General features: G+C 66.3%; 21 protein-coding genes and 2 pseudogenes. 13 read left to right on the forward strand and 10 right to left on the reverse strand.

Annotation, left to right across the window (positions count from 1 at the left end; translation table 11 throughout):
• Positions 1-234: 234 nt before the first annotated feature.
• From DOM33_RS07665 to DOM33_RS07705, 9 genes are all read right to left on the reverse strand, one after another.
• Positions 235-3,081 carry a bifunctional diguanylate cyclase/phosphodiesterase gene (locus tag DOM33_RS07665; protein ID WP_110667335.1) on the reverse strand — a complete coding sequence of 949 codons (2,847 nt, stop codon included), beginning with the start codon at positions 3,079-3,081 and terminating at the stop codon, positions 235-237.
• A 3-nt stretch (positions 3,082-3,084) separates the two neighbouring features.
• Complete coding sequence (locus DOM33_RS07670) at positions 3,085-4,293, reverse strand: hypothetical protein (protein ID WP_239495286.1); 1,209 nt, start codon at positions 4,291-4,293, stop codon at positions 3,085-3,087.
• Entirely contained in the window at positions 4,286-4,720 is a 435-nt protein-coding gene (locus DOM33_RS07675; protein WP_204352620.1) for a type 2 periplasmic-binding domain-containing protein, read from the reverse strand. Before DOM33_RS07675 ends, DOM33_RS07670 begins: the two co-directional genes overlap by 8 nt.
• Before the next feature lie 299 nt (positions 4,721-5,019).
• The gene (locus DOM33_RS07680) at positions 5,020-6,201 is read right to left on the reverse strand and encodes an alpha-hydroxy acid oxidase (protein WP_239495287.1); all 1,182 of its coding nucleotides are present in this window, start codon (positions 6,199-6,201) and stop codon (positions 5,020-5,022) included.
• 72 nt (positions 6,202-6,273) lie between these two features.
• A complete protein-coding gene (locus DOM33_RS07685) occupies positions 6,274-7,197 on the reverse strand; it encodes a dihydrodipicolinate synthase family protein (protein WP_110667340.1) in 924 nt (307 codons plus the stop codon).
• A gap of 76 nt (positions 7,198-7,273) precedes the next feature.
• Positions 7,274-8,395, reverse strand: a complete 1,122-nt coding sequence (locus DOM33_RS07690; protein WP_110667343.1) for a mandelate racemase/muconate lactonizing enzyme family protein — start codon at positions 8,393-8,395, stop codon at positions 7,274-7,276.
• 99 nt (positions 8,396-8,494) lie between these two features.
• On the reverse strand, positions 8,495-10,003 hold the full coding sequence (locus tag DOM33_RS07695) for a tripartite tricarboxylate transporter permease (RefSeq protein WP_110667345.1): 1,509 nt from the start codon (positions 10,001-10,003) through the stop codon (positions 8,495-8,497).
• A gap of 59 nt (positions 10,004-10,062) precedes the next feature.
• Complete coding sequence (locus DOM33_RS07700; protein WP_110667347.1) at positions 10,063-10,584, reverse strand: tripartite tricarboxylate transporter TctB family protein; 522 nt, start codon at positions 10,582-10,584, stop codon at positions 10,063-10,065.
• A 38-nt stretch (positions 10,585-10,622) separates the two neighbouring features.
• Positions 10,623-11,684: a tripartite tricarboxylate transporter substrate binding protein gene (locus DOM33_RS07705; RefSeq protein WP_110667350.1), complete on the reverse strand. Its 1,062-nt coding sequence runs from the start codon at positions 11,682-11,684 to the stop codon at positions 10,623-10,625.
• Between the two features lie 382 nt (positions 11,685-12,066).
• Here DOM33_RS07705 and DOM33_RS07710 point away from each other — a divergent pair, with 382 nt between their 5' ends.
• Positions 12,067-12,786, forward strand: coding sequence for a GntR family transcriptional regulator (locus DOM33_RS07710; RefSeq protein ID WP_204352621.1), 720 nt, complete (start codon positions 12,067-12,069; stop codon positions 12,784-12,786).
• A 45-nt stretch (positions 12,787-12,831) separates the two neighbouring features.
• On the opposite strand, the gene DOM33_RS07715 is transcribed toward DOM33_RS07710, so the two are convergent.
• Positions 12,832-14,598, reverse strand: coding sequence for an IlvD/Edd family dehydratase (locus DOM33_RS07715; protein WP_110667352.1), 1,767 nt, complete (start codon positions 14,596-14,598; stop codon positions 12,832-12,834).
• 209 nt (positions 14,599-14,807) lie between these two features.
• Between DOM33_RS07715 and DOM33_RS07720 the strand changes: the two genes are divergently transcribed.
• The 12 genes and pseudogenes from DOM33_RS07720 (at position 14,808) to DOM33_RS07770 (ending at position 24,986) form a co-directional block, all read left to right on the forward strand.
• Positions 14,808-15,338 (forward strand): hemerythrin domain-containing protein, encoded by a 531-nt coding sequence (locus DOM33_RS07720; RefSeq protein ID WP_420820182.1) that lies wholly within the window; start codon positions 14,808-14,810, stop codon positions 15,336-15,338.
• Positions 15,339-15,455: 117 nt separating this feature from the next.
• Positions 15,456-16,151, forward strand: coding sequence for an SDR family oxidoreductase (locus DOM33_RS07725; protein WP_110667354.1), 696 nt, complete (start codon positions 15,456-15,458; stop codon positions 16,149-16,151).
• Between the two features lie 86 nt (positions 16,152-16,237).
• The gene (locus DOM33_RS07730) at positions 16,238-16,834 is read left to right on the forward strand and encodes a lipocalin family protein (RefSeq protein ID WP_110667356.1); all 597 of its coding nucleotides are present in this window, start codon (positions 16,238-16,240) and stop codon (positions 16,832-16,834) included.
• 258 nt (positions 16,835-17,092) lie between these two features.
• Positions 17,093-18,118 (forward strand): SMP-30/gluconolactonase/LRE family protein, encoded by a 1,026-nt coding sequence (locus tag DOM33_RS07735; protein ID WP_110667359.1) that lies wholly within the window; start codon positions 17,093-17,095, stop codon positions 18,116-18,118.
• 178 nt (positions 18,119-18,296) lie between these two features.
• A complete protein-coding gene (locus DOM33_RS07740; RefSeq protein ID WP_110667361.1) occupies positions 18,297-19,292 on the forward strand; it encodes a succinylglutamate desuccinylase in 996 nt (331 codons plus the stop codon).
• Positions 19,293-19,630: 338 nt separating this feature from the next.
• Positions 19,631-19,780: pseudogene (locus tag DOM33_RS16460) on the forward strand (ATP-binding cassette domain-containing protein); the annotation flags it as partial.
• Positions 19,774-20,400 (forward strand): annotated as a pseudogene (locus DOM33_RS16490) (ATP-binding cassette domain-containing protein); the annotation flags it as partial. The pseudogenes DOM33_RS16460 and DOM33_RS16490, both read left to right, overlap by 7 nt.
• Before the next feature lie 24 nt (positions 20,401-20,424).
• Positions 20,425-21,129 carry an ABC transporter permease gene (locus DOM33_RS07750; protein WP_110667363.1) on the forward strand — a complete coding sequence of 235 codons (705 nt, stop codon included), beginning with the start codon at positions 20,425-20,427 and terminating at the stop codon, positions 21,127-21,129.
• On the forward strand, positions 21,129-21,860 hold the full coding sequence (locus tag DOM33_RS07755; protein ID WP_110667365.1) for an ABC transporter permease: 732 nt from the start codon (positions 21,129-21,131) through the stop codon (positions 21,858-21,860). The genes DOM33_RS07750 and DOM33_RS07755 overlap by 1 nt, the downstream gene beginning before the upstream one ends.
• 61 nt (positions 21,861-21,921) lie before the next feature.
• On the forward strand, positions 21,922-22,788 hold the full coding sequence (locus DOM33_RS07760; protein ID WP_239495288.1) for a transporter substrate-binding domain-containing protein: 867 nt from the start codon (positions 21,922-21,924) through the stop codon (positions 22,786-22,788).
• A gap of 111 nt (positions 22,789-22,899) precedes the next feature.
• Positions 22,900-24,018: a succinylglutamate desuccinylase/aspartoacylase family protein gene (locus DOM33_RS07765; protein WP_110667368.1), complete on the forward strand. Its 1,119-nt coding sequence runs from the start codon at positions 22,900-22,902 to the stop codon at positions 24,016-24,018.
• A 197-nt stretch (positions 24,019-24,215) separates the two neighbouring features.
• Complete coding sequence (locus DOM33_RS07770; RefSeq protein WP_110667370.1) at positions 24,216-24,986, forward strand: ABC transporter substrate-binding protein; 771 nt, start codon at positions 24,216-24,218, stop codon at positions 24,984-24,986.
• Positions 24,987-25,033: the final 47 nt, after the last annotated feature.

The following is a 25,033-nucleotide window of genomic DNA, read 5'->3' on the forward strand; positions in this document are numbered from 1 at the left end:
TGTTGATAGTGATGCGTCGTGGGTAATGAACCGCTGGTCTTGAATCGTGGGTAAAGGGTCGTGAGTGATCGATCGTTGTTAGTGAGTCATGAGTGATCGATCGTCGATCGTGATTCGTGAATGATCGAGCGTCGATAGTGAACCGCGGGTGATGAACCGTCGGTGACATCTCGTCGACCACGGCCGTCGATGCACGTGAGTGTCGCCGAGGGCCGTCGAGTGGGGGAGCGCTGTCTACAGCGTCGCGTTGATCGGCGCCGGTCGCCCGATCCAGTATCCCTGTGCATAGTTGACGCCATAGGCCCGCAGCATCTCCACGATCTCGGCACGATCGACGAACTCCGCCACGGTGGACTTGCCGAGCCCGCGGGCGATCTCGACGATCGCCTTGACGATCATCTGGCTGCGACGATTCTCGGGCAGATCCTGAATGAACGAGCCGTCGATCTTGATGTAGTCCGCCGGCAGCTGGTCGAGGTAGTAGAAACTGCTGAAGCCGACCCCGAAGTCATCGAGCGCCACGCGACAGCCCAGGCTGCGCAGGCCCTGCAGGATATAGCGCGCCGTTGAAAAATCGGTGACGGCCGCGGTCTCCGTCACCTCGACGATCAGACGCCGCGGGTCGATGCCGTTGGTATCGAGCTCGCCCCGCAGGAACTCGATGAGCTTGCCATCGCGCAGCGACTGGCCGGAGAGGTTGACCGCAAACCGGGCGTCGCTCCCCGCCTGACGCATGTGACGCAGCGTCTGACTCAGCACCCAGCGATCCAGCGCGACGATCTGCCCGCTGCTCTCGGCGATCGAAATGAACCACCCGGGCGAGGCGATCTCCCCGGTGACCGGGTCCGGCAGCCGCAGCAGGACTTCGTGATGCGTCACGGCGTGGTCCGCCAGCCGCATGATCGGCTGCTGCCAGAGCTGGAAGCCGTCCTCGGCGAGCGCCCGGCGGATCTTCTCTTCCCAGAGGATGCGCTCCTGCAGCGCGTGCCGGTCGGCGCGCGAGGTCAGCAGATGCCAGCGCTGTTCGGGGTTGGCCTTGGCGCGGTACATGGCGAAGTCCGCGCTCGCCATCAGCTCCTTGGGGGTCGCGCCGTGATCGGGGTAGAGCGCGATGCCGATGCTCGCCATGGCGCGGTGGCACTGCCCTTCCACCTCGAGCGTGACCGAGGTCAGCGCCTCGATGATCTTGTGTGCCATCACGAGCGCCTGGTCCGCCTCCGCCCGCTCCATCAGCACCGCGAACTCGTCGCCGCCGAGACGCGCGACGGTACCGACGTGCCCGAGCTGGCGACGGAACACCTCGGCGACCCGCATCAGCAGTTGATCGCCCGCCTGGTGGCCGCCGAGTTCGTTGACCTCCCGGAACCGATCGAGATCGAGATAGAGCATCGCCCCGTGCGCGCCCTCGACCACCGCCGCGGCCAGCGTCTCTTCGAAGTAGCGCCGGTTGTAGAGCTCGGTGAGCGGGTCGCGGTGAGCAAGCCAGGCCAGACGCATCTCCGCCGTCTTGCGCTCGGTGATGTCGAGCCCGACCGAAACGATGGCCGGCGAGTCGTGAGACCACGCCTTCAGCCCCGAGTGGTACCAGGCGATGGCGCGACGCTGGCCGTCGCCGGTGAGCAGGTCGCTCTCCTGCTGTCCGTCGAAGGTGGGTGATGCCGGGTCGGTCGTCTCCAGCGACAGAAAGCGCTGCTGGAACGACTCCCCCTGAAGACTGCGTTCGTTGATGCCGATCATGCGCAGCGCATGATGGTTGGCGAGCAGAATGCGATCCTCGGCGTCGTGGACGACCACCAGCGCCTCGGCGGAGTCCATCAGCGCGCTGACCAGATCGCGCTCGCGCTCGAGTTCGCTGACCTGGCGTTCGAGCATCTGGCCGCGGGCGGTGACCTCGCTCTCCAGCGCCTCGAGCTGATAGGAGAGTTCGACGGTGGTATCCGCGAGCACATCGATTTCGTCCCGCGCGGGCTGGCGCGAGCGCCGGGCGATCCGCTCGCGGAACCGTTCGAAGTCGCCGCTGGCAAGGCCGGGGAGATAGCGGCTCAGCAGTCGAATGCGCCGTACCGGTCGCCAGAGGATGAACAGCAGGAACATCTCCGCGACGAGCCAGCCGATCAGGCTCGCCAGCAGCATCATGCGCGTGGTGCGCTCGATGGCACCGAGCTGCAGCGTCACGTCTTCGATGGCGACGAAGAAGCCCTGCCGATTCAGGTTCTCGCGGCGATTGCCCTCGAGCGGCATGGCGATGACCTCGAAATCGCGCCCGCCGTACTCGACGCGCCCCGGCGAATCGACCAGCGCCTCGAGCGGCTGGCGCTCGGCGATCCGGGCGAGAAGCGGCAGCACGTTCCCCTGGTGCGTCAGCGCCAGCGCGCGCGCGTTCCAGGCGGCCAGTGTCCGGCTGACCCCGTCGGCGTCGACCGCTGGCGTCGCGTCGTCGTCCACCGCCCCATCGCGCGGCGCGCGGGTCAAGAGCGCGATGTCGTTACCCGAGCTTCGCTGGAAGTAGTCCAGCACGTCGACCAGCGAGCGGGAGGCGACGAGCACCCCGGCATTGCCGCCGGCGACCAGAATCGGCACCGCGACGTACTGCCGGCAGCTCTGGAGACAGACCGTGCGCGCATCCGGGCGCTCGCGTTCGATGATGCTCCTCACCCAGCGCTGCCAGCCGGCGTGACCGGGCTCGATCTGCTCGCCGCCGTAGCGCGCGAGACGTCGACCGTCGACGTCGAAGATCAGCATCTCTTCGATGCCGGCATTGAGCTGCAGCGTGGGCCACTGGGTCCGCAGCGCCTGCGCGACGGCGTCCGGCTCATCCAGGCGAAGCGCCTCCTCCAGGCTTTCCGAAGCGGCGATGATGGCGGCGAGCTGACCGAGTTCGCTGGCGGAGCTGTCCAGCGCGCTGGCCATCAGCTGACGCTGATCCTGCTGCGCGGCACGCTGGCGGGCCTCGAACTGATTCATCAGATTGGCGTAGCTGATCCAGGCGATGGAGGCGGCGAGCGCCAGCAGTACCAGACTGGTCAGCGCAAAGGCGCGCCACTTCAGGCTGAGCCGGTAGGGCTTCTCGCGCGCCGTCATGAATCAGAAGCTGTAGGCGGTTTGAAACAGCAGCAGATTCCAGTAGCGCTCGGTCTTGTCGTCGTCCGGGTTGTCCTGACGCGGCAGCCACGCCGTGCCATCGACGTAGTGCCACTCGGCCTGAAGGCTCCAGTGAGGATTGATCTGCCACTGCAGACCGGTGGTGGCGTCCTTGGCGAAACGCGAATAGCTCGGTCCCTGCCCCGTCGCGGCATAGAGGCGACCGTTTCGATCACGACGATCGCTGAGGGTGTAGTCGTAGCGCAGCAGCCACTGCCACCGCGAGTTGAAACGATACTGGTACTGAACATAGAAGCTCTCGCCGTCGGTCGAACGATTGGCGCGCGAATCGCCGAAGCCGCTGAGCTCTCGGGTCTGGTATTCGTACTCCGACGTCACGCTCCAGCGCTCGGCGTTGTACTGCAACGACACGATGACGGGCTGAAACAGGAACTCACCCTCGCTCGACGGCGTGACACGAGAGCGATAGTCGGCGCGAACCCTGGCCGTACTCAGCGCGGCATTGATCCGTCCTCCATCATGAGCATAGAGCAGTTGGCCGACGGTAGAGAGCTTGGCATCGAGATCGGGGCGACGAGCGGAGAGCGATATCTCCGCGTCCTCGCCGATCTGCGGCACGCCGATGCCGCCCTGCCAGTAGAGCGTGCCGTTGGCCAGATGGCGTTCGCCGTAGAGGCTCACGCCGTCGGACGCCATGCCCAGCGAGCGGCTGCGATCGTAGTAGATCGACTGCGGCAGCAGGACGCCGGGGCGAGTCGAGGGCACGTCGCGCGTCTGGTTGTAGAAGCCGAACGGGTTCTTGAAGCGCCCGACCTGCACGCCCAGCACCAGCGCCTCGCTCGTCAGCGCCTGGTAGTCGACGATGCCGTAGTCGAGCGTGGGCTCCCAGGCATCGCCGTAGTTGCCGGCGACGCGGCTGAGCGCCTGACCGGCCACCAGAAACCGGTCGCCGAGTCGCATCGAGGCGTTGAGTCCGATCTCGGTGTACTCGAGGCTGCCCAGGCCGTCGTCGCTGGAGCCGAAAAAGGCGTTGCGATCGGTCACCACCAGCGCCTGGCTCATGAAACCGTGCAGCTGCAGCGTGCCGCGATCGTCGCTGTCCTGCGCGCGGGCGGTGTCGGCGACGATCGCACCGGCCGTGGCGAACACCATCGCCAGCGCCGTCGAGGTGATTCGAATGTGGCTAGTCAACGGCGAGTACCCGGATTCGATCGGTGACGTTGAATTGCCGGGCGTAACCGATCCCGCCCGGCGTGGATGCCACGGCGTCGATCATCGCCGCTTCGCTTGCGACCTGATTGGGCGCCTGCCCCGTGCCCGAGAAGACGGCCCGCTCCCAGGCTAGCCTCAGCTGATGCGGATAGACGCCGAGGATGCGTTTGGAAAACGTTTCGTGAAGCGGTGCGTCGTCGTCGAGCACGAAGACGTGCAGCGCCTGGCCGCCCGCCAGCGAACGCTGACGCATGGCAAAGACGGCACGCAGCGTCTCGAGAGGGATCGATGTCTGGGCGATGGCGGGATTGGCGATGACCACGACGTTCGCGTCGTCGGCCTGCACCGCCGTCGTGAACGGCAGCGAGAGGCTCAACAGCAATGTGACGATCAGCGTTCTCAGCATCCATTGCGACCTTGTCGCAGGGATGCACAGCGTCTGGACATCGAATGAACCACCGCCATAGGAAGAGAGTTCCACTGCCTGATGAGAAATGAAGGCTCCGCGACGCGGAAGAGTTCATAGCGTCAGCTTTGCAGGTTTCCCGCAAACCGATAGGGCAAATAGCGCAGAGCTGCGCGGTCATATTCATTCATACCCGCTCGACCGTTACGGTATCGAAGCCAACCTACGATACGTGCTCGAGACATTCGAACAACAGTTAATTCTAATTTAACGTCAGCGGTTTAGCCCTCGCCGCTGGGTCACGGGCGCAGCGGGCGAAGCAGTTCGGTGGTCATCTGGGAGGGATGAGTGATACCCAGCAGTGCCATGTCGCGGGCGATTTCCGCGGTCATCAGATCGATGGCGTGGGCGACGCCGGCCTGACCGGCATACGCGAGGGCGTAGTTGAAGGGCCGGCCGAAGAACACGAAGCGCGCGCCGAGGGCGAGCGCCTTGAGCACGTCGGTGCCGCGGCGAAAGCCGCTGTCGACCATCACCGGCAGCGCCCCGACCGCCTCGACGATGGCCGGCAGCGCCCGCAGCGAGGCGATGGTGCCGTCGAGCTGGCGGCCGCCGTGGTTGGAGACGATCAGCGCATCGGCGCCGAGCGCCTGGGCGTGTCTGGCGTCGTCGGGGTGCAGAATGCCCTTGACGATCAGCTTGCCCTGCCAGCGCTCGCGTACCAGCGCCAGATAGTCCCAGTCCAGGTGCATCCGCCCGGAGAAGTCGCGATTGACGTGACGCGAGATGACAGGGATACCGCGCTGGGCGAAGTTGTTCTCGAAGTGCGGAATGCCGTGATGGCGCAGCGTCTTGTAGAAGGTGTGATAGAGCCAGCGCGGGCGCAGCAGGCCGTCGACGGCGAGACGCAGACTGGGGCGAATCGGCGACGAGAAGCCGCTGCGGCGATTGTTGTCCGGGTTGGGCGGCACCGCGTAGTCGACGGTGATGACCAGATGCTGGAAGCCGGCGCGCTCGACGCGTTCGAGCAGCGCCTCGATCCCCTCGCGATCCCCCGGCAGGTAGGCCTGGAACCAGTCGCTGCCGGGGACGGTCGCGACCTCCTCCATCGGCACCAGCGACGAGCCGCTCATGATCATCGCCACGTCCGCCGCTGACGCCGCCTTTGCCAGCGCCATGTCGCCGCGATAGCCCGACAGCGCGCTGATGCCCATCGGCGCGATGCCGAACGGCGCCGCATAGCGTCGGCCCAGCAGTTCGGTCGCAAGCGAGATGCCAGAGACGTCGCGCAGCGTGCGCGGCACGAAGCCGTAGTCGTCGAAGGCCGCCCGATTGGCGGCGTGGGTGCGGCCGTCTTCGGCGACGTTGGCAACGTAGCCGTGAATCGGCCGCGGCAGGCTGCGCCGCCCCGCCCACTCCAGGTCCGCGAAGTTGCGAATCCGCGCCAGTCGGCGCGCCATGGCTGGGGATGGATGATTCAAATCGACTCCTCGATGGTCGAAACTCGATGGGCAGGGCCCGGCGCTCGCCCGCTCACGCCGGGTCGTCAACGACTATGCCCCGAGTCCGGGCATATCGAAACCGACGCGCGCCAGCGCGCCGAGCAGCGTCCGGCGCTGGGTCTCGTCCAGCTCGACCAGCGGCGGACGCAGCCGCGCCCACTGTGGCGCGCCGGCAAAGTGCGCGGTGGCGGCCTTCAGCGCCGGAATCATGGGTACGCTCTCGAAGATGTCACGAACCTCGTCGAGCGCCCGCTGGCGCGCATCCGCCTCGCTGCCTTGCCAGTCGGCACCGAGTGCCGCGATCGCCGGGGCGTTGACGTTGGCCGTCGCGCTGATGCAGCCCGCACCGCCAGCGCGCAGCGTCGGCAGCAGAAATCGCTCGCTGCCGGCGTAGACGTGAAAGTCGTCGCTGGCGAACGCCGAAATCACCGCCTGGGTGTTCTCCCAGTCGCCGCCGCTGTCCTTGATCCCTGCCACCACGCCGGGATAGCGCGCGATCAGCCGCTCGATCAGATCCAGGCCGAGCGGCACCTGGGCCACCGGCGGGATGTGATAGAGATAGAGCTTGAGCCGGTCGTCGCCGACCCGCTCGATCACCTCGGCGTAGTAGCGAAAGACGCCCTCTTCCGAGACCCCCTTGTAGTAGAACGGCGGCAGCATCAGCACCCCGCCGACGCCCTGCTCGACGGCGTGACGCGTCAGCGCGACGCTTTCGGGAATCGAGCAGCAGCCGGTGCCCGGCATCAGCCGGCTCGGGTCGACGTCCGCCTCGACCAGCCGCTCGAGCAGGAACTGTCGCTCGGCCAGCGACAGCGAGTTGGCCTCGGAGTTGGTGCCGAAGATCGCCAGCCCCACGTCGTTGCCGAGCAGCCAGCGACAGTGGGCGACGAAGCGCTCGGCGTCCGGGGCGAGCGCGTCGTCGAAGGGGGTGATGACCGGCGAGAGAACGGTGCCACAGGGAGCCTTGGCGGACATGGTGATCTCCAGAGTGTACGAGTCGCCCCTACAGAGGCCTTGCACGGTGCGTCTGTCGACGCGAACCCGGCGGTGATCAGCCCCAGGGGCCGGTGGCGTAGCGATCCAGCGCCGCCTCGTCGAAGCCGAAGCCCAGCCCCGGCGTCTGTGGCAGCATCAGACGTCCGTCGCGAAAGCTCAACTGCGTATCGATCAGCTTGCGAAAATTGAGCACCTTGTCGTCGGCGAAGAACTCGACGTAGGGCGCGTTGGGCGTGGAGCCGACCAGATGCACGTGGAGGTCGTGAAACCAGTGCGGACAGATATCGACGCCGTAGCTCGCCGCCGTGGCCGCGATACGGCGGAACTCGGTGATCCCGCCGCAGACCGCGGCGTCCGTCTGCAGAATCATCGCCGCTTCCTTGTCGAGCAACTCCTTGAAGCGCCAGCGCCCCGCCTCGATCTCGCCGGTGGCGACGGGAATCGGCGTGCGCTCGGCCAGCCGGCGGTGATTGTCGATATCGTCCGGGCTGAACGGCTCCTCGATCCAGTAGGGCGAATAGGGCTCGGCCATGCGCATGAACGCCAGCGCCGTGGGCAGATCGCGCCAGGCGTTGTTGGCGTCCATCATCAGCAGCACATCGGGGCCGATCGCCTCGCGCACCGCAGCCAGCCGTGCCTCCTCGCCGGCGAGATCCTCGCGGCCGACCTTCATCTTCACCGCCTTGAAGCCCTGATCGACGTAGCCTGTCATCTCGTCGGCGAGCTTCTGGGGCGTCTTGCCGTCGAGGTAGTAGCCACCGCTGGCATACGCCGCCACGCTCTCTTCGTCGGTGGCGCCGAGAAAGCGATGCAGCGGTAGGTTGGCGGCGCGAGCGTTGCGCTCCCACAGCGCGACGTCGAGGATGCTCAGCGCACGCATCACCGAGCCGGTGCGCCCGTGGAGCAAGCCTTCCTGATACATCTCCTGCCACAGCCCCTCGACGCGGTGGGTGTCCTGGCCGAGCAGCACGGGCTTGAGCAGATCGCGCACCGCCCGGGTCACCACCTCGCCGGCGTTGCTGCCGGCGTAGCAGAAGCCGATGCCGCTGATGCCGTCGTCACCGGTGACCCGCACCAGCGAGTAGTCGCGCTTGAGCACCTGGCGGTTGGAAAAGCTGGTGGGGTCGTCCAGCGCAATGCTGACGGTTCGGGCCTGAACGTCGGTGATTCGGGTCATGTCACACTCCTATCGGTCAATCGGGCCGGCGATGGATCGGGCCGGCGATGGGTCGAGATGCCGGGGATCGAGCCGGGCATCGCCAGGCTCAGGCGAGACTCAGGGCTTTTCGAGGCGGCGCTTGAACGGTCGGCGCAGCCAGCGGAACAGCGGCGTGGCCTGCAGGATCGACAGCAGCGCCATGATCAGCAGCACCGTGGCGATGGGGCTTTCGAGAAAGACGCCGAAGCTGTCGTTGCCGATCAGCATCGACTGCTGAAAGCTGATCTCCATCACCGGCCCGAGGATCAGGCCAATGACCATGGGCGCCGGCGAGACGCCGGCCTTGCTGAGCCAGTAGCCGAAGAGCCCGAAGCCGAGCATCAGCCCGACGTCGAACAGGCTGTTGTTGATGGCGAACGAGCCGATGATGCAGAGCGCGAGAATCGCGCAGGCGATGAAGCCGTCGGGCACCTTGGTCACCGAGACGCTCATCTTGGTGAACGCCAACCCCACCACCAGCAGCGCGATGTTGGCGAAGATGACTGCCCAGATCAGGGTGTAGGTGACGTCGCCGTAGTCGGTGAGCAGGTTGGGCCCGGGCAGAATGCCCTGGACCATCAGCGCGCCGAGCAGAATCGCGGTCGACGAGCTGCCGGGAATGCCCAGCGCAATGGTGGGGATCAGCGCCCCGCCGACGACCGCGTTGTTGGCCGCCTCCGGCGCGGCGACGCCGGCGATCTCGCCCTTGCCGAAGCCGCTTTTGTCCTTGGCGAAGCGCTTGGCCTCGTTGTAGGCGAACCAGCTCGCGGTATCCCCGCCGGTGCCGGGGATCAGCCCCACAACGATGCCGATACCGCTGGAGCGCAGAATGTTGGGCATCAGGCGCTTGATCGTCTTCCACTGCGGCACCAGTCGGTCGGTGATGCGGCTGGCGACCTTGTTGCCCTGGTGAGAGTTCTCGATCAGCGTCAGCGCCTGCGGCACCGAGAAGAGCCCGATCAGCGCCACCGTGAAATCGATCCCCGCGAAGAGATTGATCTGGTCGAAGGTCATGCGCGGCGTGCCGGTGGTCAGATCCATCCCTACCGTACTGATCAGAAGCCCCAGCCCGCCGGAGAGCAGACCGCTGATCACCGAGCCCTGCGCCAGCGAGCCGATGATGGTGATCCCCAGCACGGCGATGGCGAAGAGCTCGACCGGGCCGAACTCCAGCACCAGCGTGCCCAGCAGCGGGGCCGCCGTGAGCAGCGCGATACCGCTCATCAGCCCGCCGAAGAACGAGGCGAACAGCGACACCCCGAGGGCGTGCCCCGCCTTGCCCTGCTGCGAGAGCGGAAAGCCGTCGAGCACGGTGGCCGCCGCCGAGGGCGTCCCCGGCGTGCGCAACAGGATGGCGGCGATGGAGCCGCCGTAGGAGGCGCCGACGTAGAGCGCGGCGAGCATGCTCAAGCCCGTCGCCGGGTCGAAACTGAACGTCAGCGGCAGCAGTAGCGCCAGCGCCATGGTGGCCGAGAGCCCCGGCATGGCGCCGACGAACAGGCCCAGCGCCGTGCCGCCCAGGATGCAGGCGATATTGTTGACGCTCAGGACGTTGGTCAGCCCGATCATCACCAGAGAGGAATCCATGCGCGTTGACTCTCCTTTCGTCGAGACGCTAGCGGGTTCGTGTCATACGCCAGGGGCGTTCAGACGAAGGCCGGCAACAGAGGAATCGGCAGTCCCAGAAACCACACGAAGACCACGCAGATCACCGCGATCAGCACGACACTGCCGATGACGGCGAACGGCCAGCGCACGGTCCCCAGAACCGCCAGCGACAGCGCCATGAACAGCGCCGTTCCCACCACGTAGCCCAGCGTTTCCAGCGACATCACGTAGGCCACGGCCAGCGCGAAGATCGCCACCACCGCCAGCCAGCGCTTGCCACCGACGGGCGCAGCGGCGTCTTCGTCGTCCGCCGTCGTGGTCTGCGGCGAGGCGTCGCGGGTCGGCGGCTCGGCAGACGCACTCATTGCCTGCCGCGCCGCCAGGCGACGGCGCTTGAAGACCGCCTCGTCGAGCACCATGGCCAGCGACAAGAGCGCCACCGCCACCGCGTAGATGACCGGCATTTCGGCCGCGGCTCGCGGATAGTCACTGGCCGCGACGTAGAACGTGGCGGCCACGATGATTCCGAAAAGTCCCAGCAGCAGGCGGCTGACGTTCATGGCGTTCTCCGGGTCGGCAGGCGGTGCGTGAAGGCGATCTACTGGGCGACGTCGTCCTTGACCGTCTCCCAGATCTCGCGGTACTCGGCTTCCATGTCGGCGATCATCTCGCCGTAATCGTCACCGGTGACCACGTCGAGATTCATCGCCCGCTGCTCGGCCTGGGACTGGAAGTCCGGGTCGTCCGCCAGCGTCTCGAACGCCGCGATCAGCTGCTCCCGCACCTCGTCGGGGATGTCCGCCGGCGCGCTGTAGCCCCGCGAGGAGCCGGCGACGACGTCGACGCCCTTCTCTTTCATGGTGGGAACGTCCGGCAGGCTCGACAGCCGCTCGCCCGAGAACACGGCCAGCGCCCGCAGGTTGCTCGAGTCGACCTGACCGAAGACGTTGCCGACGTTGTTGAAGCTGGCGTCGATCTTGCCGCCCATCGCCGCCGTGGCGGAGGGGCCGTCGCCCTGGAACGGGACGCGCTTGAACGACAGCCCCGTCGCCTGCTCGAGCAGGATGGTAGTGAAGAAATCGTCGCCGCCGACGCCGGAGTTGCCGATGGTGACGGTGCCCGGATTCTCCTCCGCGGCGTCCATCAGGTCCTCGATCGTCTCGAAGGGACTGTCGGCGCTGACCACCACGATGCCGGGATCGGTGACCACGTTGGCGATCGGCGTCATCTCCTCGGTGGTGTAGCTGATGGCGTCGTTCATGATGTAGTTGGTCATCAGCATCGGCGTGTTGGTGATGCTGACGACGCTGCCGTCGTCCGGCGACTGCTTGGCCAGACGCGTCCACGCCACCGCGCCGGTCGCTCCCGGCATGTACTCGTTGACGATGTTGACGCCGAGTATCTCGGCAAGCCTTGGCTGTACGATCTGCGCCAGGGCGTCGCTACCGCCGCCGGGCTTGAAGCCCTGCAGCACCGTGATCTCGTCGCCGCCGGCATACTCCTGGGCCTGGGACAGCGGGGCGACGGCCAGTGCCAGGGCGCCGAGTGCGAGCGCGCCGCCGAGACGGGTGCCGCCCAGGCGTAGAACGGCGCTGGATAGGCTGGCCCGGCGGGCGAGATGGGACGTCGTGATGGCGTTCGAAAGCGTGTTGGCGTGCATGACGGGTACCTCGTCGATGGAGACCGTTGTCGTTGCCTTGCCATGGCAACGTATGGATTTGTCGATTAAATTGTCAATAATATTGACGACAATCGCGACTAAAGCAGCATCGCCGCCCGGCGACTCTCGAACGAAAGTCTTGCCTTGCCGCGCATCCGGGGTAAAACGGGTAGGCGAGCGAACGCGATCGTCGTCGTTTACACGACGACTCGCGCAGGCTCTGATGATGCTTGCGTGAGCGCTCGTGGCGACCGCGCCGAACTCATGAAGACCGCAATGAACTCATGAAGACCGCGACGAGATCATGAAGACCGCAAGCGCTTTGGCCGCCTTCGGACACCGCTCGACAACCCTCATCACCGGCATCATTCGAGGAGACCTCATGCCCAACCGCGACGCCTCCCAGACCGTCATCGATCGCGAAACGACCGGCACCGACGACGCCCCGAACGCCGACGGCATCACCGTGCCGGCCATCGTCTCGGCGATCGAGGAGGAGATCGTGCTCAGCCGCCTTCACCCTCGGGAGCGGCTGGTCGAGGAGGATCTGATGCGCCGCTTCGACGGCAAGCGCCACATCGTGCGACAGGCACTCTTCCAGCTCGAGAACGCGGGGCTGGTCGAGCGCATCAAGAATCGCGGCGCCTTCGTGCGCGCCTACACACCCGACGAGGTCGAGGCGATCTACGCCATGCGCGAGCTCTTGGAAGGCAGTGCCGCAGCACAGATCCCGCTACCGGCGCCCTCTTCCCTGCTCGAGGCGCTGAATCGCATCCAGCACGCCCACAGCGAGGCCATCGAACGCAGCGACTGGCGGGCGGTGTTTCGCCACAACATCGACTTCCACCGCACGCTGTTCGCCGCCTGCGGCAATCCCTACCTCTCCGAGACGATCAACGACTTCGCCCAGAAAGCGCACGCCATTCGCTTCATCGGCACCACCGACCGCGAGAGCATCGAGCTGGCCCGGGACGAGCACCGCGGCATGATCGACGCCCTCGAGCGCGAGGATCGCGAGGCGTTCTCCCGGCTCTGCCATCGGCACCTGCAGCCCTCCAAGGAGCGCTATCTGCGCCTCTACCGGCAGCGCGAGGGCGGCTGACGTTCACCTCGCGGCTAGGCGCCCCCGGCTCGGCGCCCCCATCGGTCAACGCGGGACTTGTCCGCGCATGCGGGGCGGACGCAGGAATTCGAAGTCGCAGCCCTTGTCCGCCTGGGTGATCTGCTCGAAGAAGAGCTTGCGATAGCCGCGCTCGGCGACGATGGGCAGCGGCTTCCACCCCTGCCGGCGGCGCTCGAGTTCGGCGTCGTCGACCAACAGCTCCAGGGATCGCTCGCTGACGCTCAGGCGGATGCGGTCGCCGTTCTCCACCAGCGCCAGCGGCCCGCCCAGCGCCGACTCCGGCGTGACGTGGAGCACGATGGTGCCGGCGGCGGTGCCGCTCATGCGCCCGTCGGAGATCCGCACCATGTCGCGGACGCCCTGTCGCGCCAGCTTGCGCGGGATCGGCATGTAGCCCGCCTCCGGCATCCCCGGCGCGCCGACCGGGCCGATTCGCTTGAGCACCAGAATGTCGTCGACGTTGACGTCGAGCTCGGGGTCGTCGATTCGCGCCGCCATGTCCTCGGCGCTTTCGAACACCACCGCGCGCGCCTCGTGCTCCATCAGCGCCGGATCGGCGGCGGACTGCTTGATGATCGCCCCGCCCGGGGCGAGATTGCCGCGCAGAAAGGCGATGCCGCCGCTCGGGTAGAGCGGGTCGTCGAAGCGATGCACCACCTTCTGCTCGAACGCCGGCACCGCATCGATCTCCTCGCCGAGGGTGCGCCCGCTGACGGTCAGGGCATCGAGGTGCAGTAGCGGCTTCAACTCACGCAGCACCGTCATCAGCCCGCCGGCCCGGTGCAGGTCCTCCATGTAGTGCTGCCCGGAGGGTTTGAGATCGACCAGCACCGGCGTCTCGCGACCCATGCGGTCGAAGGCTTCCAGATCGATGTCCAGACCCATGCGCCCGGCGATGGCGGTGAGGTGGATGATGCCGTTGGTGGAGCCGCCGATCGCCAGCAGCACCCGTAGCGCGTTCTCGAACGCCTTTTCGGTGAGGATGCGATCCGGCGTCACTCGGGCGCGAGCGTTGATCACCGCCTGACGGCCGCTCCACTCGGCGATGCGCAGCCGGTCCGCGGTCACCGCCGGCGGCGAGGCGCTGCCCGGTAGCGCGATCCCCAGCGCCTCGCTGAGACACGCCATGGTGCTGGCGGTCCCCATCACCGAGCAGGTGCCCACGCTGCCCACCAGCTTGGCGTTGACCTCCTCGATCTCGGCGTCGTCGATCTCCTGACCGCGGTACATGCCCCAGTAGCGCCGGCAGTCGGTACAGGCGCCGACGCGCACGCCGCGATGGCCGCTGGTGAGCATCGCCCCGGTGACCAGCTCGATCATCGGCAGATTGGCCGAGGCCGCGCCCATCAGCTGCGCCGGCACGGTCTTGTCGCAGCCGCCGATCAGCACTACCGAATCCATCGGCTGGGCGCGGATCATCTCTTCGGTATCCATCGCCATGAGATTGCGCAGGTACATGCTGGTCGGCGTGGAGAAGCTCTCGGCGACGGAGATGGTGGGAAAGTCGATCGGCAGCCCCCCTTCCAGCATCACGCCGCGCTTGACCGCCTCGATCAGCTGCGGCGCATTGCCGTGACACGGGTTGTAGCCGCTACCGGTATTGACGATACCCACGATGGTGCGATTCAGCGCGTCGTCGCTGTAGCCCGCGCCCTTGATGAACGCCTTGCGCAGAAACAGCGAGAAGCCCTCGTCGCCGTAGTTCGCCAGCCCCTGGTTGAGCCCGGTCTTGGGCGCGTCGTCCTCTGGCCCCGCCGGGGCATTGGCGTCTCGTGAATCGTCGTGGTGCATGCCGCCTCCTGAATTATCAATAATATTATTGACGCCATGACACCACAGCCTGACGGTTCGGCGATATGCGACCTAAGAGGGGTGGTCGACCCAAGCGCACAATCACCTGGGTCGCGGCGCTTCGCGCTATCGCCTAATCTTTCTTCTTGTCGGCAACGTCACCGTGCCGATGGCACCACGACCGTGAATCGATCACCCGATGCGGGGGCATGACGCGCTCGTCCGAGTCGGGATGGCGGATCGATCTCTCCAACCAAGGCCACGCCGCTCCGGACGTGCGCCACATGACGAGGATGACCATGACCCTGTTCGAAGCCCTGCGCGAAAGCCACGACAAGCAGCGCCGCCTGCTGGACCTGCTGGTCAAGACCCACGGCGACAGCGACGGCCGCGATGAGCTCTTCCAGCGCGTCAAGGCGGAGCTCGAGAATCACGCCGCCGCCGAGGAACGGGCGCTCTACGTGCCGATGATGGAGATCGACACGACGCAGGAGAAAGCGCGCCACAGTGTCGCCGAGCACCACGAGATCGACGAGCTGCTGGAGACGCTGGAAGCCACCGATTACAGCTCGCCGAGCTGGGTCGCCACCGCCAAGAAACTGCAGGACACGGTGACGCACCACCTCGACGAAGAAGAGCACGAGATGTTCCAGGCCGCCGGGCGGGCGCTTGACGACGACACCAAGAAGGCGCTGGCGACGACCTATCGCGAAGAGATGGAAGCCCGCGAAGCGAGCTGAGCGGTACAGGCCGATACGCGTCATTGACGCAGCGGGGGCGACGGCCACATCGGTACGCGCCCCCGATCTTTTTACCGACGTCACGCGGCACGAATCCCGCGTCGAAAGGAGTCGACGATGTCCCAATCTCAATCCAAGGTCGTTCTGATCACCGGAGCCTCCAGCGGCATCGGCGCCGCCACCGCCCGCCACGCGGCGAAGGCGGGCTATCGCGTGGCACTGGCAGCGCGTTCGCTGGAGAAGCTCGATGCCCTGGTCACCGAGCTCGGCGAAGACACTGCGCTCGCCATCGAATGCGACGTCACCTCGCAAGACGATCAAAAGCGCATGGTCGAGCAGACGCTTTCGCGTTTCGGCCGGCTGGACGCGCTCTTCGCCAACGCCGGCATGGGCGGCACGCCGGGCGGCTTCAGCGGTGCCGATGCCGACGTCTGGCAGCAGATGATCCTCACCAACGTCTACGGGTTGGGGCTCTCCGTGCAGGCGGCGCTGCCGGCGCTGCGCGACAGTCGCGGCCACATCCTGCTGACCGGCTCCGCCGCGGGCCGCGCGACCATTCCCGGTTCGATGTACGGCGCGACCAAGTGGGCCGTCACCGGCATCGGCTACAACCTGCGCGAGGAGCTCAGAGGCTCCGGCATGCGGGTGACGCTGATCGAGCCCGGCATGGTCGACACGCCGTTCTTCGACGAGCCGCCGGCGCAATCGATGAAGGACGAGGACATCGCCAACGCGGTGATCTATGCGCTCGAACAGCCGGCGCACGTCGACGTCAACGAGATCCTGATCCGTCCCACGCCGCCGATCGAGTGAGCCTCCCCGGGGCCGCGGCGGTGACGAATGCAACTTTTTCTCATCGCCGCGGTCTTACCGGGCAGTTTCGTCAAGGATGGACCCTCATGCTGTTGCCCACCCGCCTGCCCCGCTACCCGCGACTGACCTGGCTTGCGCCCTTCACCTTTCTGGCCGGCTGCACCGGCGTGCCGGAAGGCACCCAGCCGGTCGGCGACTTTCGCCTCGACCACTACCTCGGCCAGTGGTACGAGATCGCGCGACTCGACCACGGCTTCGAAGAGGGGCTGGAGTGCGTGCGCGCCGACTACAGCCGCCGGGAAGATGGCGGCATCCGCGTGATCAATAGCGGCTTCGACCCCGAGACGCAGGCGTGGGAGCAGGCCGAGGGTCGCGCGAGTTTCGTCGGCGACGACGACGTCGGCCACCTCAAGGTGAGCTTCTTCGGCCCGTTCTACGCCGGCTACAACGTGCTCGAACTCGACGACGACTACCGCCACGCGCTGGTGGCCGGGCCCGACCGGGACTACCTGTGGATCCTGTCGCGGACGCCGACACTTGCGCCTGCCACCTACCAGTCGCTGGTCGAGCGCGCCCGCGAACTCGATTTTCCCGTCGACGAGCTGATCCGAGTCGAGCAGCGTCCTTCCCACTGCTCGTTCCCCGCCGATACCGACACCCCCGACGCCGTCGGCACGCCCTAGCCCTCGCGCCGGTCATGCCCCGGGCATAGCGCCGCCGCCGAATGGCTCTCGTCGACGGCGGCGCTCATGTTTTCCCTGTCGATATCCCGTGCGTGCCTTCCCCTGTGGGCCAAGCGCCCTCGACCTTGGTTCGACGGCGGTGGCCAAACTCACCGAGGGGCTATAGTGAGCGGGGGCGCTGTTCGCCAGCCAAGCCCTGGCGATGCGTGAAAGACGATGGCTCGCCGGCCATTACACTCGTTCGAACGGGAGACCCTCATGACGCTACACCGCCGACAGTTTCTGAGCGCCGCCGCCGCGGGCGCCGCCCTCGCGCTCTCCTCTCGGGCTTTCGCCAAGCCCAGCGACAAGGTCCCCAGCCGCTATCCCGACGATGCCTGGCAGGTGCTCGATGATCGCTTCGATGCGTACTACGTCTTCAATTCGCCGCTCGAACGTCACTGGTCCGAAGGGCTCTGGGTCGAAGGCCCGGCCTACAACGCCGTCGGCCGCTACGCGGTCTTCAGCGATATTCCCAACGCGCGCCAGATGCGCTGGGACGAGGTGACCGGTGAAGTGAGCGTGCTGCGTGAGGGGGTGGGGCACTCCAACGGCAACGCCTTCGATCACCACGGTCGGCTGGTCGCCTGCGAGCACTCCCCGGCTCGCGTGGTGCGCTACGAGTGGGACGGCAGCCTGACGGTGCTGGCAAGCCACTATCAGGGCAAACGACTCAACGCCCCCAACGATCTGGTCGTGCTGGCCGACGACGGTATTCTCTTCACCGACCCCGGCTACGGTGCCCACGCCGACTATGAGGGCGAAAAGCGCGATCTCGAGCTCCCGCCCGCCATCTACTACGTCGACGACACCCTGGAGGAGCCAGTACGGGTGACCGACGAGCTGGTCAAACCCAACGGGGTGGCACTCGCCGCCGACGCTCGCACGCTCTATGCCAGCGACACCGCACCGTCGCATCGCCCGGACGAACCCGCCACGATCTCGCGCTTCACGCTCTCCGACAACGGTCGCCGACTGGAGAACCGCGAGATCGTCGTCTCGAGCCACGACGAGACCTATGACGGCATCAAACTCGACGTCGACGGCAACCTCTGGTCGAGCGTTTCCGGCGGCAAGGGCCATGACGGTGTCTCGGTCTTCGCCCCCGACGGCGATCGTATCGGTCGAATCCTGCTGCCGGAGGTGTGTGCCAATCTCTGCTTCGTCGGCGAGAAGCGAAACCGGCTGCTGATGACCGCCAGCCGCTCGGTCTACACGATCCACACCGGCACCCGCGGCCTGTGAGGCCGCATCCGCTGGCGCGAGACGACAGCTGGCAGGCGACCGGCATTCGACGCTCGCCGCTTTCAGGTTCGCGCCGCCGGTTTTCAAACGCGGCACACTGCGGGTTGTCGTCTTGCAGGGGCCGGGCAATGCTCGACGGCGAACTTTGCTGGCCCGCCTTCCCGACCTAGGAGCCGACATGCTCGATGACTGGCTGACGCAGACGCTTGCCGACGATGCCAAGGCATCCTCCCGCCAGGGCACCGTGCCCGGCGGCCGCTACCGCTTTCGCGGTCACGGCGTGCTCGAGCTCACGCCGGCCTCGCCGCGGCCCGACGCGCGCCCGGTGGTGATCTCCGCGGGCATTCACGGCAACGAGACCGCCCCGATCGAGCTCGTCGGCGAGCTGCTCGCCGCCCTCGAGGCCGGCCGACTGACGCTCGGCGCGCCACTGCTGATGATCCTCGGCAACGTGCCCGCCATCCGCGCCGGCACGCGCTTTATCGAGACCAACCTGAATCGACTCTTCCGCCGCGATCTCGACGCCCGCGGCGACGAGCCCGACCGCGCCCGCGAACTGATGCAGGCGGTGGATGACTTCGTCGCGGCGCATCAAGAGCACCCCCTGCATCTGGATCTGCACACCGCGATCCGCGAGAGCCGCTACCCGCGCTTCGCCGTGGTGCCCTACACCGACGCTGCCACGCCGTCGACGTGGCCGCTGCTCGCCGAGGCCGACATGCAGGCGGTACTGCTGCAGCACCAGCACAGCTGGACCTTTTCGCACTATTCGCGCCACTACCACGGCGTGGAGGCCTACACGCTGGAGCTCGGTCGGGTCCGTCCCTTCGGCGACAACGACCTGGCGGCGCTCGCCGGCATGCGCGAGCTGCTCGCGCGACTCGCGCAGGGGCTGGCCGAGGTCGAGACGCCCTACGCGGCGCTGCCCTTCTACCGCGTCGCCGTCGAACTCGTTCGAGACGTCGAGGCATTTCGCTTCACCTTCGCCGACGACGTCGCCAACTTCACCGAGTTCGCCCCCGGCGAACGGCTGACCGAGGCGCCGGGCGGTGAGGATTTCGTGGTCGACGATGCGCCGCTCGCCGTGGTGTTCCCCAACGCCCGCGTCGAACTCGGCGCGCGTGCTGCACTGCTGGTGCGCCGTTGCGAGCCGCCCGCCTCAGTGGCTCGCTGAGCCGGCGAAGCGCCCCGAAGAGAGCGCAAGGAAATCGAAATATCGCCACAGAACAACGACTTGAATCGAAATCGCAGCTCGACGGCAACGCATCCGATATAACGACAACAACCGCGAGGAGTCCTCCATGGTCCCCCAGTACCGTCCTCGTCCGCCGCTCGAGCGGACCCGGTCACTCTCACGCCGAGCCCGGTCGTCTGGAACCTAGCGACGAAACTGCTAGAATCGCCGGATTTTTCGCCGGACAGCCGCGCTCATCGTCGTCGTTATTCTCATTGCGACTTTCACCGACGATCGAGCGCCGCTTTTCGCCAGCCAACCCCACTCGGTGGACACTCATGGCCACGACCTCAACCCCGCTCCAAGCGCGAGGCATCAAGAAGCGCTTCGGCACGCACGAAGTGCTCAAGGGGCTCTCTCTCGAGGCGCATCAGGGCGACGTCATCACACTGATCGGCGCCTCCGGCTCGGGCAAGAGCACGTTTCTGCGCTGCATGAATCTGCTCGAACAGCCCGACGAAGGCGAACTGATCGTCCACGACGAGCCGATCCATTTTCGCAACACCAAGCGCGGCCGCGAGCCAATGGACTGGAAGCAGGTCGAGCGCATGCGCGCCCGACTCTCGATGGTGTTCCAGAACTTCAATCTCTGGACCCACATGACGCTGCTGGAGAACGTGATCGAGGCGCCGGTCCACGTGCTCGGCAAGCCCAAGAAGCAGGCGATCGACGAAGCACGCTCACTGCTCGATCGGGTCGGCCTGCTCGACCGCGCCGACTACTCCCCACCCAGATGTCCGGCGGTCAGCAGCAGCGTGGCGCGATCGCTCGCGCCCTGGCGATGGACCCGGAAGTGATGCTCTTCGACGAGCCCACCTCGGCACTCGACCCGGAGCTGGTCGGCGACGTGCTCAAGGTCATGCGCGGGCTGGCGGACGAGGGACGCACGATGATCCTGGTCACGCACGAGATCGCCTTCGCGCGGGACGTCTCGAGCCAGGTGATCTATCTGCACCAGGGCGTGATCGAGGAGTCCGGCCCGCCGGCGCAGGTGCTCGACGACCCGCGCTCCGAGCGCCTTCGTCAGTTCCTGGCACCCAAGCATTGAGCCGCGCGACTCGGAGCCAATGACATGATCGACCTGCAAGGTTACGGCCCACGGCTGCTCGAGGGCGCCTGGGTCACGTTCGAACTGGCGGTGCTGTCGCTGATCGTGGCGCTCTTTCTCGGCCTGCTCACCGCCAGCGCCAAGCTCTCGCGCAACCGGTTCGTCCACGGCATCGGTACGCTCTACACCACGCTGATTCGCGGCGTGCCGGATCTGGTGCTGATGATGCTGCTCTTCTACGGCGGCCAGATCGGTATCAACATGCTCACCGATCAGCTCTACGACGCCTTCGATATCGATATCTTCATCAACGTCAACGCGTTCGTGGCCGGTGTCGTCACCATCGGCCTGATCTTCGGGGCCTACATGGGCGAAACCTTTCGTGGCGCCTTCCAGGCCGTCGAGGAGGGCCAGATGGAGGCCGCTCGCGCCTACGGCATGAGCGACTGGCTGGCGTTTCGCCGCGTGCGTTTCCCGCTGATGATGCGCCACGCCCTGCCGGGCATCGGCAACAACTGGATGGTGCTGCTCAAGACCACGGCACTGGTGTCGATCATCGGTCTCACCGACATGGTTCGGGTTGCCGCCGAAGCGACCAAGGCGACCCACGAGCCCTTCTTGTTCATGGTGCCGGTGGCGATCACCTACCTGCTGATCGCCACGCTGTCCGAGTGGATCTTTTCCCGGCTGACCCAACGCTACAATGCCGGATTCGGGGAGGCCGATTGATGGAATCACTCAACCTCTGGTGGACGGATCTGCTCTCCGGCAACGCGATCTTTACCGCCAATACGCTGGAGTTCTACTGGAACGGCCTGACGACCACGGTCCAGCTGGTCTTTCTCTCGCTGGTGATCGGCCTCCTGCTCGCCGTACCGCTGGCGATCGGCCGCGGCTCGAAGCGGCGCTGGATCAAGCTGCCGATCTACGCCTATACGTACGTCTTTCGCGGCACGCCGCTGCTGATCCAGCTCTATCTGGTCTACTACGGCGTGGTCTTCTTCGAAGGCATCCAGGAGTCGATGTTCTGGCCGATCTTCCGCGACGCTTTCTACCCTGCGCTGATGGCGTTCACGCTCAATACCGCGGCCTATACCACCGAGATCTTCCACGGGGCGATCAAGAACACCGCCAAAGGCGAGATCGAGGCGGCCCGCGCCTACGGCATGTCGAAACGCCTGATGCTGCGGCGCATCGTGCTGCCAAGCGCGTTTCGGCGGGCGCTGCCGGCCTACGGCAACGAGGTGATCTTCATGCTTCACGCCAGCGCCGTGGCGAGCGTGGTGACGATCATGGATCTCACCGGTGCGGCGTACTACGTCTACGCCCGCTTCTACGCCCCCTTTCAGGCGTTCATCTTCGTCGCGCTGGTCTATCTCTGCCTGACCTTCACCATCATGTTCGCGTTCCGGCAGCTCGAACGCCGCCTGCTGGCGCATCTGCGCCCGCGGGAAAGCTGAGCGCTCGCCTCGACATGACCTCGCCGCTCCGGCGGCTCGACACCGCAAAAGGAAAACGACAATGAACCAGCGACCGACTTCCCTTCGACCCACCGGTGCCCTGCTCAACAGCGCCATGCTTAACAGCGCCATGCTGGCCGGCGCCCTGCTTGGCGGCGTTCTCGTTTCCGCCCCGGTCTCGGCGCAGGAGGACGTGCGTTTCGGTATCGACGTTCCCTACGAGCCGTTCGTCGTTCGCGGCGCCGACGGCGAACTCAGCGGCTTCGAGATCGATCTGGGCAACGAGCTCTGCCAGCGCGCCGAGCTCGAATGCAGCTGGGTCGAGCAGGGCTGGGACGGCATCATTCCGGGACTGCTGGCGCGCAAGTACGACGCCATTCTGTCGTCGATGGCGATCACGCCGGAGCGCGAGCGCCAGGTGCTCTTCTCGCTGCCCTACTACAACACGCCGAGCGTCTGGATCACCGCGCGCGATCGGGACATCGACATCAGTGATCGCGAATCCCTCGACGGGCTCACCGTTGGCGTTCAGCGCGGCACCATTCGCGACGTCTACGTCACCGAGAAGTACAGCGACGTGCTCGACATCCAGCGCTACGGCTCGTCGCAGGACGTGGTCAACGACCTGCAGGCCGGCCGGCTGGATCTCACCTTCGAGGACTTCCCGCTGGCGGTCGAGGGGATCGACTTCCGCGACGACGACAGCCCCTACAAGCAGCTCGGCGATACCATCAAGACACCCACATCGATCTTTGGCGAAGGCGCGGCGATCGCCTTTCGTCAGCGCGACGAGGATCTGGCCGAGCAGTTCAACGCGGCGATCTGCGAGGTCTATGCCGACGGCACCTTCGATGCGCTTATGGAGGAGTACTTCGACTATGACCTTTCGGTGCGACCGAGCGACGCCGACTGCGCCGAGTACCGCTAACGCGCCTTCCCGCCGGCGTTCGTCGCCTCGGCGGCCCCCTGTCATCAGCCGCCAAGACCGGCCGCCAAGGCTGGCCGGTCCCTGTCCCAACCGTTCACCCGAGGAAGCGCCGTGGAACACCAGCAGCACCCTCTGATCGCCCCGGTACCGGGTACCCAGCGCTATGTCGAGAGCTTCCACTTCGGCCCGCCGGACGCCGAGCGTCACGTCTACGTCCAGGGCTCGCTTCACGCCGACGAGCTGCCGGGGATGATGGTCGCCTGGACGCTCAAGCAGCGCCTGACCGAACTCGAGCGCGAAGGCCGGCTCGCCTGCCGCGTCACGGTGGTGCCGGTCGCCAACCCGATCGGGCTCGACCAGCAGCTGATGGACACGCCGCTGGGCCGCTACGACTTCGAGAGCCTGACCAACTTCAACCGGCGCTACGTCAGCGTGCTCGAGACGGTCGCAGAAGGATTGGAGAGCGAGCTCGACGGCGACGTTGCCGCCAATCGCCGCTGCATTCGGGCGCGCTTTGCCGCGGCGCTGGCAGCAATCACGCCGACCACCAGCCTGGCGTCACTGCAGCTCACGCTGATGCGCCTGGCCTGCGACGCGGACTTCGTGCTCGACCTGCACTGCGATTTCAACGCCGTCGAGCATCTCTACACCACCCCCGCGGCGTGGCCCGCTTTCGAGCCGCTGGCGCGCTATTTCGGCTCGAAAGCGAGCATGCTCGCCACCGATTCGGGCGGTCAGTCCTTCGACGAGTGCTTCACGCTGGTGTGGGAGGGGCTGCGTCAGCGCTTCGGCGAGCGCTTCCCGATCGACGAAGGAGCGCAGTCGATCACGCTCGAGCTGCGCGGCCAGCAGGACGTCTCGCGGGAACTCGCCGAGCGCGACGGCCAGGCGATCCTCGACTGGATGACCTATCTCGGACTGATCGCCGGCACGGCACCGGCGCTGCCCGAACTGCCCTACCCGGCGACCGAACTCGCGGCGATGGATTTTCTCCACGCGCCCATCGGCGGGCTGCTGGTGTTCCACCTCGCGCCGGGCGTCGTGGTCGAACCCGGGACGCTGATCGCCGAGATCATCGATCCGCTGAGTGACCGGGTCGAGCCGGTGCGAGCGACGCAGAAAGGCATGTTCTACGCCAGAAGCCACCGTCGGATGGCGACGGCGGGGATGATCGTGGCCGACGTTGCCGGTCACCAGAGCCACCGCAGCGGCTACCTGCTGGCGCCGTGATGGCACGGGGTGGCTGGCGAAAGCCGGGTGAAGCGGCGATATTCAATCGTGTAAGCATTCGTTATGCTCGTGTCGTCGCACAGCCCGGTCGGCACCGGTCAGATTCGCGACGACGCTGACCGCGGCTCGAAGCTCGAAGCTCGAAGCTCGAAATCATCCCACAACAACATTTCCAACGTTTGAGAGAGATGCGATCCATGAAAAATCTGCTGACTACCGGCCTTCTCGGCGCCGCCCTGATTGCCGGCGCCGCCCAGGCGCAGGATACCGAGCAACTGCGCATTGGGGTCGACGTTCCCTACGAGCCGATGGAGTACCGCACCCCGGAAGGCGATCTGACCGGTTTCGACATCGATCTCGGCAACGCGCTCTGCGAGCAGATCAACGCCGAGTGCGAGTGGGTCGTACAGGCGTGGGACGGCATCATCCCGGGGCTGATGGCGCGCAAGTACGACGCCATCATGTCGTCGATGACCATCAACGACGAGCGCCGCGAGACCGTTCTCTTCTCCGATCCCTACATCCAGCCGCCGTCGGCCTGGTTCGCCGCCACCGACAGCGGTATCGAAACCATCTATCCGCAGTCGCTGGAAGGCAAGACCATCGGCGTCCAGCGCGGCACGCTGCAGGACAACTACGTGACCGACAACTACGGCGACGTGGCCGACATCAGCCGCTATACCACCGCCGACGATCTGGTGCTGGACATGGATGCCGGCCGCGTCGATATCGCCTTCCTCGACTTCCCGATCGGCAAGTCGACGCTGCTCGACAGCGAAGAAGGCGACTACGAGACCGTGGGCGAGATGATCAGCGAACCGAAGGAGTACTTCGGCGAAGGTTTCGGCATCGCCTTCCGCCAGCGTGACGAGGACCTCGCCGAGCGCTTCAACGACGCCCTGGCCACGCTCAAGGACGACGGCACCTACGACGAGATCTACGACAAGTACTTCAAGACCCAGCAGTGAGCGCGCCGGCCCGCAGGCCGGCCGCCCCAGTCACGACGAAGCCCCGG

This window comes from Salinicola halophilus (genome assembly GCF_003206155.1).
Lineage (GTDB): Bacteria > Pseudomonadota > Gammaproteobacteria > Pseudomonadales > Halomonadaceae > Salinicola > Salinicola halophilus.